This window comes from Priestia megaterium (assembly GCF_046599315.1).
In the GTDB taxonomy this organism is placed as follows: domain Bacteria; phylum Bacillota; class Bacilli; order Bacillales; family Bacillaceae_H; genus Priestia; species Priestia megaterium_F.
Window position 1 is genome coordinate 17,330 of record NZ_JBKIKC010000013.1, and the last position, 18,233, is coordinate 35,562.

An 18,233-nucleotide genomic window follows, 5' to 3' on the forward strand; every position below is an offset into this window, starting at 1 on the left:
TATTATTGATAATAATAATCGTTTTCATTCATGATAGGTATGCTTTTTCTAAAACCTTTTATCTTTCCCGTACTTTTATACTCTCCTTCAATACTGTAGTAGGCAAGGAATAGGTAGTGATGTAAGATGTGCTCTTTTTATATATAAACGAAGAAAAATAAAAAAAGCTCCGAATTGGGAGCTTCTTTGGCGTAAGCATTTTTTGTAGAAATTGGTGAATTGAAGATACACAGCAGTACCCTTATACTTCATAGTAATGGATAAGTGCCAGGCTCCTTATAAACAATTGAGAACCGTAGAATGTACCTTTGAATTACTAGCTATGATGTTCTGATCATACAGACTATAGACGCTTCCTTTTGTATTCGTCACTGTACCACCAGCTTCCTTAACTAGTAATACCCCTGCTGCAATATCCCATACGCTTAAACCATACTGCCAGAAAGCACCTAACCTTCCGCAAGCAACGTAGGCTAAATGTAATGCTGCTGAACCTAATACACGGATTGATCTAAATTCCTTGCCAATAGAATCCATACTTGCTATATTCACCTCACGAAAGGCTGATGTGGAGACAAAGCCTGTGGCTATCATACAATCAACTGCTTTCTCTGCCTCTGATATCGAAATCTGTTTGCCATTACAAAAAGATCCTTTCCCTTTCTCAGCCCAAAATAATTCATCCCTGCAAGGATCGTAAACAATGCCAAGGATGATTTCCCCTTTGCAGGCTAGTGCTATTGAAATAGTGAACCCTGGAATTCCATGAATGAAATTTGCTGTTCCATCAATAGGGTCCACAATCCACAAAAAGGGAACATCTTGAGCATCTTGAAGAACTCGGCTGAGAGGCTTTTCAGCAGCAAAAGATTCCTCTTCGCCTAATAAAGAATGCTCTGGATGTGCTTCTAAGATGACATCCCGAATCATTTGTTCCGAGCGCTTATCAATTTCGGTTACGACGTCAAAATTTGAGCTTTTTTTCTCTGCAATAATACCTGTGCTGACTTGGGAAAGTATCATTTCACCTGCTAGCCTCGCCGCGTTACATGCTGTCTCTAAATAACTCATTTCCATCTCCCTTTCTATCCGTAGCATCTATTACGATCTAGTAATTAATTCGACAGGGAATGTATGAGTCCTTTGTTAAACCAACCTATCAACACAGTAGCACTAACGAAAGAAATCGAAATTCTTTAGATACTATGTAGTTACTAGAGTAAGGTCGCCTGTCCATTTAAAAAATGACAAATAAACCTTACTGCAGTAAGTAAGGAGTAAGTAGTGGTGTAAGATGTGCTTGCCTTTTATAGGATGGGGGTTGACGCAGTGGCCTATCGTTTCCATAAGGTGAAAGAGAGATTGAAAGATATCTTAGGGCCTAAAGGAGAACATACTAAGAAATGTGGCAGCATGATAAATTTTATGCTTCACACTCCAAAAGTGGGTAGGCACGAATATCCTTTCGTTATATAAAAGGGATAATAACGACAATTGGTTTTGGTGATGATTTACTTTTTTTAATTAGTAGTTAATATTTTTAGTTATTTACAACAATTAAATATTATGTTACCTTAATGTAAGCGTAACCAAATACCATAAAAGTTAATAGTTGGATGGAGATACGGAGAACCCAAGAATACCCCTTTATTATTAAGGGTATTTTTGGGTTCTTTTATTTGCAAAGGAGGGTTAGATGATTAAGTTAATTTGTGTTTTATAAGATAAAAAGACATGGGGGGGATTTTATGATTAATATTTTTAAACCAGCACCTCATACAGCGAGGTTAGAAAGTAACAAAATAGATGAAGTTTATAAACGACTGAGATTACAAGTATTCTTGGGCATATTTATTGGTTACGCAGGCTACTATCTGCTCAGGAAAAACTTTGCTTTTGCAATTCCCTATCTTCAAGAAGAAGGATTCTCTAAGACAGAATTGGGATTCGTTTTAGCAGCTGTCTCTATTGCCTATGGTTTTAGTAAATTTATTATGGGAATGATATCTGATCGTTGTAATCCAAGATATTTTCTTGCAACAGGTCTCATTCTATCTGCAGTTATAAATATTATTTTCGTATCTATACCTTGGGTTACATCAAGTGTGACAATTATGTTTATTTTTATGTTCATGAATGGTTGGTTTCAGGGAATGGGATGGCCTCCCTGTGGAAGGACCATGGCCCACTGGTTCTCAATTAGTGAAAGAGGAACAAAAATGTCTATATGGAATGTTGCACATAATGTAGGTGGAGGTATTTTGGCACCACTTGTTACGCTAGGCATGATTATTTTTGTTACATGGAAAAGCGCCTTTTTTTTCCCAGCTATTATTGCACTTATAATTGCATTTTTAGTTCTTTTCCTGGTTCGGGATACACCACAATCTAATGGTCTCCCTCCAATAGAGGAATATAGAAATGATTATCCGGAACATGGATTTAAAGGTCAGGAGGAAGAGTTAACTGTAAAAGAGATTTTATTTAAATACGTTTTAAACAATAAATTTCTTTGGTACATAGCAATTGCAAATGTATTTGTCTATTTCGTAAGGTATGGGGTTGTTGACTGGGCACCAACATACCTTACGGAAGCAAAAGGTTTTTCTCCAGAGGATTCACGTTGGTCTTATTTTCTTTATGAATATGCAGGTATTCCAGGTACAATCTTATGCGGATGGATTAGTGATAAATTCTTCAGAAGCCGAAGAGCACCTGCTGGGGTTCTATTCATGGTTGGTGTTTTAATTGCTGTTCTGGTTTATTGGTTAAATCCCTCTGGTCACCCACTAATTGACAATGTGGCATTAATTAGTATTGGTTTCTTAATCTACGGACCAGTTATGTTAATTGGTTTACAGGCAATTGACTTAGCACCTAAAAAGGCAGCTGGTACGGCGGCTGGTTTAACTGGATTTTTTGGTTATATAGGAGGATCAGCTTTTGCTAATGCCATCATGGGGCTTGTTGTAGATAAATTTAACTGGACAGGTGGTTTCATTATGCTGGTGCTTTCTTGTGTATTATCAATTGTCTTTCTTGCATTTACGTGGAATGCAGGAAAAAGTGTCGAGCACCTACAGACTAAGGGGGAGAATTACAATGTTTAAAAAAAGATTCGTATTATTAAGCATGCTATCTCTATGTTTCTTTTTAACTATTAGTACTTTGGCTTCTGCCTCATCCAAAGGAAACCTTTTATCTCCAAAGAAAGTTATTACAGTAGCACATAGAGGCGCGTCAGGCTATGCTCCAGAACACACAATTCTAGCCTATGAAACTGCTCAAAAAATGAAAGCTGATTATATCGAATTGGATTTACAAATGACTAAGGATGGACAATTAATTATTATGCATGACGAAAAGCTTGACCGTATTACAAATGGAACAGGGTGGGTTAAAGACCATACTCTTTCTGAAATAAAAGCTTTAGATGCTGGTTCATGGTTTAATGAAGCTTATCCAAGCAAAGCAAAAGCTGAATATGTTGGCCTTCAAGTTCCTACGTTAGAAGAGGTATTAAATCATTTTGGGAAACATGCAAACTATTATATTGAAACAAAGGCCCCTGATATCTATCCAGGCATGGAGGAAAAATTAATCGCTTCTTTAAAGAAGCATGGTTTAGTTGGTGTACGTACTAAACCAGGACAGGTTATTATTCAGTCCTTCAGTAAAGAAAGTCTTCTAAAGGTTCATAAAATAGATCCACATATACCAACAGTACAACTGATGGAAGCAGAGGAAGTAAATTCACTTAAACGCTCTGACCTAGTAGAAATTGCATCATATGCCGTAGGAATTGGCCCTGATTACGAAAGTCTAAATGCTAATAGAATTCAGGAGTTTCGCAGATTTGGTCTCCTAATTCACCCGTATACTGTTAACGAAGAGGCTGATATGCGTAAGCTGTTGGAATGGGGAGTAACTGGAGTATTTACAAATTACACCGATCTCTTTAACCAAGTTAAAAAAAATTATAAACACTAATTGATTACCATATAGTTCGTTATAAGAAGCCAAATCCTTTATATATAAGGGATTTGGCTTCTTTATTTATTAAAAATAATATATGTATGAAGTAGTTACCCTTTAAACACTTCTTTTTAATTCGAATATACATATGCAATCAACATCAAAGATGAAAATACTGACAAAGCAGTTCCCACCATCATAAGTAATATACGCATAAGTTTTACTGCTGAAACCTTAAATAATTTTTCAATGGCAATAAAAAGGAATTCGAATAAGATGTCACCAGGGTTCCAACTAATTGCATCCCATGGATTCTTCCATCCAATATAAACAAATAGAAGTCCTAACAAAATCATAGAACAAAAAATAATAACAACTTCCATTCAAGTCCTGCTTTCTTTTATAGACTAAATACCACCTTTTACAGAACTTTTGAAGTAAGATGAATTGCAGTTGTCGCATCTGCCACTGACCTTATTATCAAGACCCAAATCGAAAAAAACATAGAAAATAAAAGTTGATACATATTGTACATGACTAATATGTATTAACCTTTTAATCTTTGCTCAACAAACACGCCCGTTTGATGAACTTCCTTAAACATCTATGGGCCTAACATCTGAAAACAATATCTAAGCTATCGTTGTAATTATCGGTTGATCCCTTGTAATAATTATTGTGTGCTCATATTGTGCACAAAGACTATTATCGGGCACACATAAAGTCCATCCATCCGAACTTACAACTGTATACTCTGCTCCAGTTGATAAAAAAGGCTCAACAGTAATAACCATACCTTCTTTCAATACCCGTTTATCATGCTTGTCATAGATAGGTAAAATATCTTCAGGTGTCTCATGTAAAGACCTTCCAATGCCGTGACTGCAAAGATCCGTAATTACCTTGTAACCACCTTTTCGGGCTTCATTTTGAATAATTCTTCCGATTTCATTCAATCTCACCCCATGTTTAAGTGAAGAAATAACTTTCATCATGGTATTGTGTGTGTATTGACAGAGACGTATTACAGAAGGGTTATACAAAGGGATCTGAAAGGAATGACCTGCATCGGCAAAGTAACCATTTAACTCAGCAGAGACATCAATATTTATTAGGTCACCTTCTTGAATCTTCCGATTCCCCGGTACTCCGTGAGCAACTTTATGGTTAATGCTAATGCATGTGTTACCGGGAAAATTATAGGTTATCTTTGGTGCAGAGACCGCACCATATCTTTTTAAAAAACGTCCCCCGATTTCATCCAATTCTTTGGTCGTCATGCCGGCACGTATCTGATTTTTCATTTCACTTATTGTTAAAGCAACGATTTTGCCGATTTCCTTAAGCCCATCAATATCATCCTTACCTCCAACTGTCATATATGAACCCTCCAATTTTTTTGATGTTTTCATTTTACCCAAAGTAATGTTTCCGATTCTGCATAAACTGGTCCGATTGCTTAATATCACTTATTACAAAGTTACAAAACTCATACCACTCACCCCCTTAATCATGTTAACGCTCGATCTGAAGACCTCATCACGCCTCCATTTGCAACAAACTTAAGATCCTTTATAATATATACATATTAAACTATATGTATAGTATCTAAATAACGAATCTAATACTTATAAGAAAAGAGGATATATGCTCGTATATTGAACATAATATCCTCTTATTAGTTTATTCTATTTAAACCTTATCTGGATATTCAGCGTATTCATACACTTTATCAAGATCTATTTCTTACTCTTTTATTTCTTCCAGGTTGATCACTCTTTTCTATTTGGCTTTTATTGGACTAACACAATTACAGCCATATAAAAGGTGTATATTAAAATTACTCTGGTTTTTCCACTAGTTGCATCTGGAAAATTTGCGTTTCTTGAATACCGGCTCTTTGGAGTTCCTCTTTAAATGACTCTCCTTCTTTTAGTTTAATGATTCTCTTTGAACCGTCACGTAACGTGTATACTCTAAAATTGTACATGAATGTACCTCCACCCAAATAAATGATTCCTGCACACGATTTTTTCAGGAACTAAGCCAAGCGAACATCGATGAGCTCGCTTAACCTCATTTTATTCTTTAACTCAAATACGTCATCAATGAAAATAAATAAATCCCCAAGGGAATCAACAAACTGAATGAATCCCGTCTCTGTTATGCATTGGCCTCTCTTAGTCCTCAAATAAGCTCATTTGTTCTTCTTCTTGAATGCTAGTATTAGATAACGAAATTCCAATGGAGCGAATCGGCATTCCATTATCATATGTATGTAAGATGGTTAAGCAATAAAGGGAAATATCTTGGCTTAAGTTTGAAGCTCTTCCCATTTTCCTTTGTCTGGAGAAGCCTTCACCTGTTTGTTTGCTGTAGCCAATGGATAAATGGATAGTTTGAGCCACCACTTGATGCATACGTAAACGAAAACACACATCGTCCAATAGCTCCAATAGCAATAATTCCACTTCTTTTCGGCTTGTATAATCTCGAAAGGGAATCTGACTCTTTCCAAAGGAACGAGAGCTAGGAATGTACACATCCGAAATGCGACTAAAATCAATGCCATTCGCATGTTGGTGAAGTTCTTCTCCTAAAATGCCAAACTCTTTTTGTAACATCTCCTTTGAAGAAAGAGCAAGTTCTTTGATGGTGTGAATGTCTAACCGATGTAAGCGTCTTTCCGTAGCAGACGAGATCCCCCATAAATCCTTCATCGGATGAATGGACCACAACTTAAAGGGAATATCCTCATATCGCCAATACGCAACCCCTGTTGGGCTATTCTTGGCCTCATGATCTAAGCTCACCTTCGCCAGTAAGAGATTCGGACCGATGCCTGCGGTAGCTGTCAGCCGTGTTTTTCAATAAATCTCATGGATGATTTTATGGACTAATTCTTCTGGTGTACGAGCGAACAAATGCAAGGAAGCTGTGGCATCAATAAACAACTCATCAATGTTATACGTATGAAAATCCTCAGGAGCCACGTACTGTAATACCAAACTAGAAATATAGTTCGAAGCCTTGATATATCTCTCCATGGATGGATTCACGACATGGATATCTTTCCTTTTAGGAATGTCGAAAAGACGACTTCCTGTTTTGATCCCTTCTTTCTTTAATAAGGGTGTGGCAGCTAACACAACTGACCCCGACCGTTTGATATCTCCTACGACTGCAAGCTTTGTTTTCAACGGATCTAACCCCCGTATGACAGAGGAAACCGAGGCAAAGAACGATTTCATATCTATAAAAATAATCACTCTGTTTGGTAGCTGCTCATCTTCCATTGAAAGTACTCATTGAATAAAGAACATTTGTTCTCTATATTATATACGAACGAATGTTCTTTATTCAATGAAAACTCTAAAGTTTTCTCGATTATTGCTAAGGTTATGTAAGTAAACAAATGCTATTAATCCTCTTTTTCCTCATAATCTTCTTCAAAGTTTAAAAATTTCTTTATTTATGTTTATTTTTAACATTTAATGTTTATTTTTGGTTTTTTATATTATATAATACATTTGGTACTAATAAATTACCTTTGGTACCAAACGGAGGATATTCATGAACGAACGAATTACTAAAGAAGCAATTCATTTAATACAACGAAAAGGTTTTGCATTTACTATTAGCGATTTAGCTAAGAATTTAGGAACTAGCAAAAGAACAATCTATCAATGTTTTGACTCTAAAGACGCCATAATCGAATCAGTAATTGAAAATCTTATAATACAGATCAAGAAAAAAGAAGAAGAAATTGCTCATAACGAAAACATCGATTTACTTGAAAAAATTACTCAAGTCCTTGTATGTGTCCCAGAAGAATTTAATGTGATGGATATTCGCTTATTAGTAGATTTAAAAAGACTTCACTATAATCAATGGGTTAGGCTAGATGAATTTTTAAAACAAGAGTGGGCTCTAGTAGTAAAACTTATGGAAGAGGGAATGGAAAAAGGCGTTATACGTAAGGTCAATTTACATTTGTTTATAGAGTTATATTTGGGAGCAATAAATCAAATTTATCAACCAAGCTTTCCTCTAAAAAATAAATTAACAATGAGTGAAATATTAAGCTCTGTTATAGATATTCTTTTGAATGGCATTTCTATAAAAAAATAAGGGGGCGAAGAAAAATGCATTGGATTTATCTGTGTTTAGCAATTCTTTTCGAAGTTGCTGGTACTACAACCATGAAATTATCAGACGGTTTTACGAAAGTCATACCAAGTGTACTGCTTATTATTTTTTATATTTGTAGTCTATGCTTTTTGACGCTAACTTTAAAAAGTTTAGAAGTTTCAATCGCTTACGCTATTTGGTCAGGTATGGGTATTATCGTCATTACTCTAATCGGATTTATGTACTTTAATGAAAGTGTAAGCCCTCTAAAGATTGTTGCTATAGCTTTAATTATCATCGGTGTAGTGACATTAAATATGACTGGGGAAAAAGAAGCTTCTACTAGTAAATCCACTCTGGAACAACAAACTAAATAAATCACTGCAAGTATCTCTTTAATATATAGAGATACTTACAGGAGAATACTTTTTAAATAAGGGCTAACAAGTTAATATTTACGATTTCATTAGAACGTTTTGATTCATAGTTTGTATCATTTCTAATTTGTTACCTACTAACTCAAAAATTTCTAAAACATTGTGAAGTTGCTCTTCTGTATGAGTAGCCATTAAAGAAGTACGTATTAACTCACTTCCCTCTGATACAGCAGGTGAAATAATAGGATTAGTGTAAACACCTAGAGCACTAAGCTCTTGCCAAAATAAAAAAGTTTGAAAAGTATTGCCAATCATTATTGGAATAATTGGTGTTTCGGTTAATCCAGTATTAAAGCCTAATTGTCGAAGGTAAGCTGTGAATTTATTAGTATTAGACCACAATCTCGCTCTTCTTTGAGGCTCTGTTTCTATGATGTCTAATGCAGTTAATGTAGCTGCTACACTCGCAGGGGTCATACTAGCACTGAAAATCATACTTCTGGCTTTGTGTTGAATAAAATCTACAACATCTTTATCACCTGCTACAAACCCTCCTAAACTACCAAAGGATTTACTGAATGTACCGGTGATAATATCGACTTCATTTTCTACACCAAGATATTCACATGTGCCGCGCCCATTTTCACCTAGTACTCCTATGCCATGAGCATCATCTACTAATAGCCGGGCATTATATTTCTTTTTTAACCTAACGATTTCCTTAAGATTTGCTAAATCACCTTCCATGCTAAAAACTCCATCAACAATAATTAATTTACCAGCATTACTTGGTATAGAGTTTAGCTTTTCTTCCAGGTCTAACATGTCATTGTGTCTAAATCTCTTCATTTTACCAAAGCCTAAACGTATACCATCAACGATAGAAGCATGGACATCTCTATCAATTATGACGAAATCATTTCGGCCAATTAAAGAAGAAATAGCTCCTAGATTTGTTTGAAAACCAGTGGAAAATACAATTGCTTTTTCTCTATTTAAAAATGTGGCTAACTTTTCTTCCAGTTCCTGATGTAATGTTAAAGATCCATTTAGAAATCGAGAACCAGAAGAAGATGTCCCATATTTCTCTGTAGCATATGCAGCCGATTCAATTAAACGTAAGTCATTTGACAGTCCTAAATAATCATTAGAACCAATCATAATCATTTTTGTAGAACTAACCATTGTCTCAGTTCCAAGCTTTTCTTCAAGAGATTTGAAATATGGATAAGTGTCATTGTTTCTTAATTGCTTTACATAATCCCAATCAAAACATTTTTTAAAAATATCCATGTTCATGTTTCCTCCAAATTTCCTAAGTATTATTTAATAAGTGACTTAAGCGACTGTATTGATAGTAGGTATAAAGTAATTTACCTCCCCCTTTCAATGACTTTAAAAAGAGTAATTTTGTCTTTCTTATCATGTCATACTAATCATGTAACCTTATTACATTTTAATCCACTTTATTGAATAAAGTGTAAATTTTTTGTTAATTATTCATAATTCTACAATATTTTTGAAAATTTTCAATAAAATATGATAATAAAGTGCTATAATAACAGAACGTTTTTTGAATAAAGTACCAAAAAAGTATTTATAAAGGAGGTAGAGAGGGTCAAATGTTCTAGTTCATTACTAACTTCAAGAATGAAAAAGTATTAATTTCTGAAAAATTAGATTGATTAGGAGAGGTTTTAATGGTTAATAAAATTAAATTAGCTCTACGCATGGGATGGTTTATGTTATCAAAGAAAAATGCTAACAGCTCTGGGGACTATGATAATGCTAGTGGAGATTATGACTCTTTTTTTTCCAGCACTATGGGAGAACACTCATTAAATCTAATCGAAAAAATGGATATCAAACCAGGGAAAGATGTATTAGAACTCGCTTGTGGAACAGGATTTATTACTAATAAAATTGCTCAAATGTTGGACGGAAAGGGTTCCATTACAACTGTAGACCAATCTATTGGTATGTTAAAAATCGCACGTAATAAATTAAAAAAATTTAGTGACTTAGAAATAAAAACAGCTCAAGATGATATGATGAATTTTTTAAAAAAAATGCCCGATGCAAGTTTTGATATTGTAGTATGTGGGTGGGCTATATGTTATACAAACCCAGTTAACTTTATGAAAGAGGTTAACCGTGTCTTAAAAGATAATGGACAAGTAGGAATTATTGAAACACGTGTAGACTCCGAAGAAGTTTTAATGAAGGCATTTGAAACAGTGTTAAGTAAGGACCCTTCATATTTGCAAAGATATATTAGGATTGAGTTGCCATCTAGCAATAAAATATTAGAAAAATGGTTTGAGAAATCTAAATTAAAAATAGTTAGTTCATGGCAAGGTGAGCAACCACTACCTTGTAAAAATTCAGATGAGGCAATTGAGTGGATTTTACGTTCAGGAGCTGCTGCTGGATTTTTGGATGTATTAGATAGAAATAGAGAAACAGAAATACTAACAAATATAAAGAATCAAGTTGACATCATAATCAAAGAAAATGGAGAGTTAAACTTAAGTCATACATATGTGGCAGGCATTGCTTCAAAAGCACTGTAAACGAAAGGAATGTGATCACTGTGGGAAAAGACACAATGCATTACATTAATAATATAAAATCTTTTCTTGCTGTTTTAGTTATTATTTTTCATACAAATAGTGCCTATGGCGGAGAAGGAGGCTGGTATTACATAGAAAGCTCAAATAATTTTATATCAACATCAATACTAACTCTTTTAAATGCCATATTTCAAAGTTTCTTTATGGGCCTATTCTTCTTTATTGCAGCCTATTTTTCACCTAGATCCTATGATAATAAAGGGTTTTATCAATTCCTTAAAGATAGAATTCCAAAATTACTTATTCCTGCTCTATTTTACTTCTTCCTACTAAATCCCTTATGTATTAATTTGGTAGGAAAAGAAAATTACTTTGATTCATTAGGGTTTTATAACATGTGGTTTATAGTTGCTTTACTTTATTTTACTTTAGCTTACGCTATTACAAGAAAATTTTTCACATTAAATGTAAGGGAATATAAGTTTCCAAGCTCTAAAAATATTCTCTTATTTATAATCTTTATGGGGTTCTTTAACTTTGTAACTAGACTTTTCTTTCCGACAAATCGACTCTATATACATGATTTTTCCTTAGGCTATTTCCCTCAATATATCATTCTTTTTTTATTAGGGATTATTGCTTATAGAAATAATTGGTTAAATAAAATGGATAACAAAACAGTTAGTTTATATTATAAAGTTTCACTAATTTCAATCTTAACAATGCCAATAATGTTTTTTATAGTAAGTACATATTCCTCTAGTTTAGAAGGATTCTATGGAGGGTTTACACTCGAATCTTTATATTATTCCTTCTGGGAACCATTCACTTATATAGGGGTAATACTAAAGGTATTGTATTATTTTCACAAAAAGTTAAATTACAATAATTCTTTTCTTCAGATAACTAGTAGATCTAGCTATTCTATTTATATCATTCAAGCACCTATTATAGTTAGTCTACAACTACTTTTTAAAAACCTAGATGTAGATATTCTCTTTAAAGTATTATTAGTTGTTCTTATTACGTTTACGGTTTCATTATTCCTTAGTGTATTTTTATTAAAAATTCCTAAGCTAAACAAAATTATTTAAGCTAAATTTAGCATTGAATGGGGGTAAGAAAATGAAATTTTTAAAACCTTTTTTTCTTGTCACAGATATAGGGTTTATTGTTTACTGGATTGTTACTTACTTTCAATTGATACCTAAAAGTGCAGCTTTCAAAGATTATGATAATCCCATAATCATAGCATGGAACTGGTCTTTCTTCCCTTTAGATATTCTAATTTCATTTACTGGATTATTTAGTCTATATCTATATAAGCGAAACAAGGAATCTTGGAAGGGATACGCTTTAATTTCTCTTGTTTTAACATTTTGCTCAGGGCTACAAGCTATTGCGTATTGGGCATTTATTAAAGATTTCGATTTAACCTGGTGGGCCTTTAATTTGTATTTGATGATTTATCCCCTATTCTTTATAAAACTATTTATAAAGGATAACGGTAATCACAAAAACAACCTTTCCATGTAAGAAAGGTTGTAAAATCAGTTTGAATGTAAGTAATTATTAAAGAGTTATTAAAGCCTCCTGAGGAGGCTTTCTTTTTTATATACTTCACTTAACATAAGATATATTATAGGAACCCTCTCTTCTTAACTAGTTTTTTGTGAATTATAATATGTAAATGAATTCTTCATTTCTCCACAGTAAGAGTAAAAAATAAATCATATATTTTTATCAAACAATTTAACATATGCTTAATTACCTTTTATATTTTATACAAACAAAAGAGTATATTAAGAAATCCTATTTTAGCTTGCTGGATAGAGCTAGGGATTTTATAATATAAAGTATTGAAATAATTAAAAGCTGTAAAAAAAGTTTACAGCAGGTGGATTTTTATGTGAATTTGTCAATTTACTTTTCGCCACCCATCTCTACTAGGAGATGGGTGGCTTTATTTCGTTTTATGGAGGATTTAATAATGAAAATTTGGAGCTATGCGTTACTTGTCTTTTTAGGTGGCTGTTCATATGGGGTAGTATCAACGTTTGTTAAAATAGGATATAGTCAAGGATTGAGTTTAAATGAAATAACAGGATGTCAATATTTTATGGGCTCTATCATGTTGTGGGGCATTTCAATTTTTGTTCCAAAGGTACGCTTAAAATATAAACAGTGGCTAAGTTTAATGATAAGTGGGATACCTATGGGATTAACAGGTATTTTCTATAATCAAACTCTTATTTATGTTGATGCTTCATTTGCCATTATTCTTCTACTGCAATTTACATGGATAAGTATAATTTTACAATATATCTTTAACAAGAAAGTACCTAACCGTAAGAACTTAATTGCAACAGGAATCATCCTTTTCGGTTCTATCCTTGCTTCTGGCTTTTTAAAAACTGAAATGACATTTTCACTTACTGGTATCAGCTTTGGGATGCTTACTGCTTTATCATTTGCTTTTTTTATTTTCCTAAGTGGACGTACGGGTATAACTATTCACCCAATTTACAAAAGTGCCATTATGACAACGGGAGCTTCATTAATAATATTTATTTTTTTACCTCCGGTGTTTCTTATAAACGATGAGCTTACCAATGGTCTATGGATATACGGTCTTCTCACAGGGTTCTTTGGTTCACTTATTCCCCCTATTTTATTTAATATTGGTATGCCCAAAATCGGTGGAAGCTTAGGCACCATTCTAAGTGCCTCAGAACTACCAATGGCTGTAACCATGTCCACATGTATTCTGCATGAAGCTGTGTCCTTACTTCAATGGATCGGCGTAGCCATCATTCTATTGGGGATTACTTATCCAAATATTCAAATGCTTCATATTCGCTTATCTGAAAATGGATATTGATTGGTTGAGGCAAAAACTATTATAAGATAGATGTATATTAAGATACACAAATAAAAAGTCTTCTTTTCCATAAGTAAATGTTACACTATACTTAGTGAAATTATATCGCTACCTTCACTTTACTATTATCAGAGACTTTTCACTGTACAATTTACATTTTCGCGTATAAAGTACTCTTATAATAACATTACATAGGAGTCAGGCCTATCCTATTGGATTTAAAGAGCTGGATAAAAGTAAAAAGATGCCGAGAGTCATTCGAAAAGGTAAGCAACATATCGGATTAACATGCAACCTTTGCATGTTAATCCTTGAGATTTATACTTATAGGATAAGGTTATTTCGAAAATTTTTAACTTTATCCATGAACTCTTTCACTCTTGTAACATCCACATGGTTCTCAAATTTTCCATCATATTTAAATGTTGTTCCAACAACGGCGCCATCAGCAATAGATAATTGTTCTTCAAGATTGCTTAATCTTACACCCGTGTTTGCTAATACAATTGTTTCTGGAACTATATCTTTTACACGGCTTAATATCTCTGTATCTGTTTGTGATCCAGCTGTTAATCCTGATACACATAAAGCATCCGGTCTATTATTAAACACGGTAGATTTAGCAATACTTTCGATATCTCGATCAGCTAAATATTTAGCTGCTTCTGGTACAATGTTAAATAACAATTTTACATCTTCTGCACCAATCCTGTATTGATGCCTAATAGTATCGCCCACATTTGTATTCCATGTTCCAAAATCACTTGCATATACACCGGTAAAGATTTCTCTAACAAACTTTGCCCCTGTGGCAGCAGCCAAATCCAATGATTTTTTTGCATCCCATAATACGTTTACGCCAAACGGTACTCTAATATCCCCCATTAATTCGCCAATAATCCGCGCCATCGCAGCAACAGTTTCTGTCTTCACTTCTGTTAGATAAGGCAAACTAAATTCATTTGAAAACATAACTGCATCCACTCCCCCATCTTGAAGAGCTTTTAGGTCTTTTCTTGCCATCTCCACAACATAGTCCATACCTTTTTCCTTATTGAAATAAGGATCACCCGGTAATGGAAGGAGATGACACATTGCAATAATTGCTTTTTCAGTACCAATAATATCTTTTAACCACGTCATAATATTCCTCCTAATAATTTACAGTATATGATTCGATAAAAATTTTTAATTTTATACTTTATTAAACTCTAATTTCATCTTTTTCAACTTTTATGACCATTTTTTTTGAAAACCAACTAATTCTTCGGAGTCTTTAGTGATATTTTTTGCTATCCGTGAATAGATGAGTTTCAACTCATTATAGCAAGCCACTTCTTCTTTATTCGGTTGATGATAATAGTTATTTCCAATCATTGTGGAAACAGCTGAGAGACTATTTACTTCATTGAGACTATACAAAGCAAGCACCATAGCACCTAGACATGAACTTTCATAATTCTCAGGAATATATACATCTTTATCAAAGATATCCGCCATCATTTGACGCCAAAACGAAGAACGTGAAAAACCACCGGTCGCATAGATTGCACTTGTTTTCCCAGTGAGTTCTTCCACTATTTCTACAATTAAATATAGATTTAATAAAATTCCCTCAAATGTTGCACGTATAATATGTTCACGTTTATGCTGAATACTTAACCCAACATACGAACCTCTTGCATCTGCATTCCATAGTGGAGCGCGTTCACCCGTGACATACGGAAAGAACAGAAGCCCTTTTGAACCCGAATTTGCCTTAGTAGCTGTCTCAGCGAATAAATTGAATGCATCGGCACTATTTTGTTTACTTTTCTCCTCTTCTTGTCCAAATTGATTAAGAGCCCATTGAAGAACCATACCGCCATTATTTGAAGCACCACCTATAACCCAATGCTTCTCTGTTAAAGCGTAACAAAATATTCTTCCCTTTGGATCCACAATCGGGCGATCCACCACTGTACGAATTGCCCCACTTGTACCAATAGTCGCAGCAATTACTCCTGGTTCAATGGCTCCTACGCCAAGATTAGATAGCATGCCATCGCTTGCTCCAATTACAAAAGGGGTAGAAGGTAAGAGTCCTAAATTACTTGCAATTTCTTCATTTAGTCCTTTTACTTGATATGTTGTAGGTACTGGCCTGGAAAGTTGTTCTGCAGATATCCCAGCAATACGGAGTGCTTCCTCATCCCATGTTAAATCATTTAGATGAAACATGCCCGTTCCTGATGCAATAGAATAATCCACTATATATTTTCCAAAAAGGCGGTAAAATATATATTCTTTAATTGATATAAACATAGTACTTCTTGCAAAAATATCAGAGTGTTCATACCTTAACCATAAAAGTTTTGAGAGAGGAGCCATCGGATGAATAGGTGTGCCTGTCCGCAGATATATTTCATGACCATTCCAATCTTTTTTTATTTTTTCTGTCCATTTTGCACTTCTACTATCTGCCCATGTAATACATTTTGTAATCGCTTGGCCTTCATCATCTATAGCAATCACACTATGCATTGCTGAACTAAATGAAACAGTAAGAATATCTTTTGACGCTACTTTACTTTTCTTTATAACGTTTTGAATGGTCTCGATAACAGCATTGTAGATTTCTTCTGGATCTTGTTCTGCCGCGCCAACAGTCGGTGTTTCTAACGGATAATCTACTCCATGGCTTTCCATTAACTGACCATTTTTTTTATATAATACTGCTTTTGTACTTGTGGTACCAATATCAACACCAATAATATAAGTATCTCCCACATTAATTTCCTCCTCATTACTCCCTATTGGATGTCTTCTATTTTTTTTAGTAACGACCCGCCTTACAATCCTTTGATTGATTATAAAAATAAACTCCCTCTACGAATATGTAGAAGGAGTTTTGTTTTTAAACAAATATATCAAATAATAAAGCTCCCCCGAAAGCGATAAATGAAAGTAATGTCTCTAATATAGTCCACGTCTTAAAGGTTTCTTTTACTGTTAATCCTAAATATTCTTTTACTAACCAGAAACCTGCATCATTTACATGTGAAAACATAAGGGATCCTGCACCTGTTGCAATAACTAATAATTCTAAGTTTACACCCGACATATGCTCAATAACTGGTGAGACAATGCCAGCTGCTGTTGTTAACGCTACTGTAGCTGATCCTGTTGCAACTCGGATTAATCCGGCTACCATAAATGCCAAGACAATTGGCGATAAAGATAAGTTTTCAGACATTTGAGCAATCGACGTACCCACACCACTATCAATAAGAATTTGTTTAAATCCACCACCAGCACCAATGATTAAAATAATTGATCCAACTGGAAGTAAGCATTCTTCTGTTAACTTTTTAATGATATTCTTATCCATCCCTTGACGAATTCCAAGAAGATAAAATGCTGCAAAACAGGAAACCAGAAGTGCAATTACCGGACTACCCATAAACACAAAGAATTTCGTCAAGCCACTAGGTAGTGACATATATGGCACAACAACTGATAGTACCATTAAGATAACTGGTAGTAAGATAATAAAGAACGAAATTCCTGTTCCTGGTAACTGTTTTGATGCTGTGGTAACACGAATTAATTCTGGCTCTCCTTCAGGAATTACACGCTTATGCACCCATTTTGCGAACAATGGGCCTGCAATAATAGCTGCTGGTAATGCAATGATTAGTGAGTAGAGAAGCACTTTTCCTAGATTGGCATTATAAATTCCGATAGCAGTCATCGCTCCTGGATGTGGTGGTACAATGCCATGTACAATGGATAATCCAGCGATTACGGGTAACGCAATTAATAAAATATTTTGCTGAGTTGTTTTACGAATCGAAATGACTAAAGGTAATAAAATTACAATTCCCACTTCAAAAAATACGGGAATACCAATAATAAACCCTGAGAATAACATAGCCCATGGTAATTTCTTGACCCCAAAGAATCTAACAAAGAAATCTGCTACTTGCATACCGGCACCGGAATCTGACATCATCTTTCCTAAAATGGTACCTAACGCTAAGATACCGACTAAATGACCTAAAACGCTTCCTACTCCAGTTTCATATGCTCCAACGATTTTATCCATCGATAACCCAGACATAATAGCTAAAAATAAACTTGCTACAGTTAAGCTAATAAATGCATGCCATTTCCACCATGATACTCCGAGAATAACAATTACAATTGCTAATAATGTAATTATTAACAAATACATATCTGTACCCATAAAAGATCCCACCTTCTCCCAAATATGCAAACGCTTACAATATGTCCCTAAGAAAAAGATTATCAACC

At 34.2% G+C, this 18,233-nt stretch carries 18 protein-coding genes; 8 read left to right on the forward strand and 10 right to left on the reverse strand.

Annotated features, from left to right (window positions below; genetic code table 11):
* Positions 1-276: 276 nt before the first annotated feature.
* A complete protein-coding gene (locus tag ACLHDF_RS24825; protein ID WP_413921241.1) occupies positions 277-1,071 on the reverse strand; it encodes an inositol monophosphatase family protein in 795 nt (264 codons plus the stop codon).
* A 677-nt stretch (positions 1,072-1,748) separates the two neighbouring features.
* Between ACLHDF_RS24825 and glpT the strand changes: the two genes are divergently transcribed.
* The gene (gene glpT / locus ACLHDF_RS24830) at positions 1,749-3,110 is read left to right on the forward strand and encodes a glycerol-3-phosphate transporter (protein ID WP_413921242.1); all 1,362 of its coding nucleotides are present in this window, start codon (positions 1,749-1,751) and stop codon (positions 3,108-3,110) included.
* Complete coding sequence (locus ACLHDF_RS24835; RefSeq protein ID WP_413921243.1) at positions 3,103-3,990, forward strand: glycerophosphodiester phosphodiesterase; 888 nt, start codon at positions 3,103-3,105, stop codon at positions 3,988-3,990. The genes glpT and ACLHDF_RS24835 overlap by 8 nt, the downstream gene beginning before the upstream one ends.
* A gap of 116 nt (positions 3,991-4,106) precedes the next feature.
* Here the strand turns inward: ACLHDF_RS24835 and ACLHDF_RS24840 are convergent, their stop codons facing one another.
* From ACLHDF_RS24840 to ACLHDF_RS24860, 5 genes are all read right to left on the reverse strand, one after another.
* Complete coding sequence (locus tag ACLHDF_RS24840; RefSeq protein WP_413921244.1) at positions 4,107-4,358, reverse strand: hypothetical protein; 252 nt, start codon at positions 4,356-4,358, stop codon at positions 4,107-4,109.
* Between the two features lie 249 nt (positions 4,359-4,607).
* Positions 4,608-5,354: a type I methionyl aminopeptidase gene (gene map / locus ACLHDF_RS24845; protein ID WP_413921245.1), complete on the reverse strand. Its 747-nt coding sequence runs from the start codon at positions 5,352-5,354 to the stop codon at positions 4,608-4,610.
* Positions 5,355-5,815: 461 nt separating this feature from the next.
* Entirely contained in the window at positions 5,816-5,965 is a 150-nt protein-coding gene (locus ACLHDF_RS24850) for a hypothetical protein (RefSeq protein WP_170960180.1), read from the reverse strand.
* A gap of 190 nt (positions 5,966-6,155) precedes the next feature.
* On the reverse strand, positions 6,156-6,788 hold the full coding sequence (locus ACLHDF_RS24855; protein WP_413921246.1) for a DNA polymerase thumb domain-containing protein: 633 nt from the start codon (positions 6,786-6,788) through the stop codon (positions 6,156-6,158).
* Positions 6,789-6,842: 54 nt separating this feature from the next.
* On the reverse strand, positions 6,843-7,271 hold the full coding sequence (locus ACLHDF_RS24860) for a damage repair protein (protein WP_413921247.1): 429 nt from the start codon (positions 7,269-7,271) through the stop codon (positions 6,843-6,845).
* A 277-nt stretch (positions 7,272-7,548) separates the two neighbouring features.
* Here ACLHDF_RS24860 and ACLHDF_RS24865 point away from each other — a divergent pair, with 277 nt between their 5' ends.
* Together ACLHDF_RS24865 and ACLHDF_RS24870 are read left to right on the forward strand one after the other, a co-directional pair.
* Positions 7,549-8,106, forward strand: a complete 558-nt coding sequence (locus tag ACLHDF_RS24865; protein WP_413921248.1) for a TetR/AcrR family transcriptional regulator — start codon at positions 7,549-7,551, stop codon at positions 8,104-8,106.
* A 14-nt stretch (positions 8,107-8,120) separates the two neighbouring features.
* A complete protein-coding gene (locus tag ACLHDF_RS24870) occupies positions 8,121-8,483 on the forward strand; it encodes a DMT family transporter (RefSeq protein WP_413921249.1) in 363 nt (120 codons plus the stop codon).
* A 78-nt stretch (positions 8,484-8,561) separates the two neighbouring features.
* Here ACLHDF_RS24870 and ACLHDF_RS24875 read toward each other — a convergent pair whose 3' ends face one another.
* The gene (locus ACLHDF_RS24875) at positions 8,562-9,776 is read right to left on the reverse strand and encodes an aminotransferase class I/II-fold pyridoxal phosphate-dependent enzyme (RefSeq protein WP_413921250.1); all 1,215 of its coding nucleotides are present in this window, start codon (positions 9,774-9,776) and stop codon (positions 8,562-8,564) included.
* A gap of 407 nt (positions 9,777-10,183) precedes the next feature.
* Between ACLHDF_RS24875 and ACLHDF_RS24880 the strand changes: the two genes are divergently transcribed.
* The 4 genes from ACLHDF_RS24880 (at position 10,184) to ACLHDF_RS24895 (ending at position 13,937) form a co-directional block, all read left to right on the forward strand.
* Positions 10,184-11,056, forward strand: coding sequence for a class I SAM-dependent methyltransferase (locus ACLHDF_RS24880; protein ID WP_413921251.1), 873 nt, complete (start codon positions 10,184-10,186; stop codon positions 11,054-11,056).
* A 20-nt stretch (positions 11,057-11,076) separates the two neighbouring features.
* Positions 11,077-12,150 carry an acyltransferase family protein gene (locus ACLHDF_RS24885; RefSeq protein WP_413921252.1) on the forward strand — a complete coding sequence of 358 codons (1,074 nt, stop codon included), beginning with the start codon at positions 11,077-11,079 and terminating at the stop codon, positions 12,148-12,150.
* 31 nt (positions 12,151-12,181) lie between these two features.
* Positions 12,182-12,592 carry a YvaD family protein gene (locus tag ACLHDF_RS24890; RefSeq protein WP_176586201.1) on the forward strand — a complete coding sequence of 137 codons (411 nt, stop codon included), beginning with the start codon at positions 12,182-12,184 and terminating at the stop codon, positions 12,590-12,592.
* 454 nt (positions 12,593-13,046) lie between these two features.
* Positions 13,047-13,937: an EamA family transporter gene (locus tag ACLHDF_RS24895; protein ID WP_413921253.1), complete on the forward strand. Its 891-nt coding sequence runs from the start codon at positions 13,047-13,049 to the stop codon at positions 13,935-13,937.
* Between the two features lie 324 nt (positions 13,938-14,261).
* Here the strand turns inward: ACLHDF_RS24895 and ACLHDF_RS24900 are convergent, their stop codons facing one another.
* The 3 genes from ACLHDF_RS24900 to ACLHDF_RS24910 all read right to left on the reverse strand — a co-directional run bounded on the left by ACLHDF_RS24900 (position 14,262) and on the right by ACLHDF_RS24910 (position 18,165).
* A complete protein-coding gene (locus tag ACLHDF_RS24900; RefSeq protein WP_413921254.1) occupies positions 14,262-15,080 on the reverse strand; it encodes a BtpA/SgcQ family protein in 819 nt (272 codons plus the stop codon).
* A gap of 90 nt (positions 15,081-15,170) precedes the next feature.
* Entirely contained in the window at positions 15,171-16,691 is a 1,521-nt protein-coding gene (gntK, locus tag ACLHDF_RS24905) for a gluconokinase (protein ID WP_413921331.1), read from the reverse strand.
* A gap of 142 nt (positions 16,692-16,833) precedes the next feature.
* Positions 16,834-18,165 (reverse strand): GntP family permease, encoded by a 1,332-nt coding sequence (locus tag ACLHDF_RS24910; RefSeq protein WP_413921255.1) that lies wholly within the window; start codon positions 18,163-18,165, stop codon positions 16,834-16,836.
* Positions 18,166-18,233: the final 68 nt, after the last annotated feature.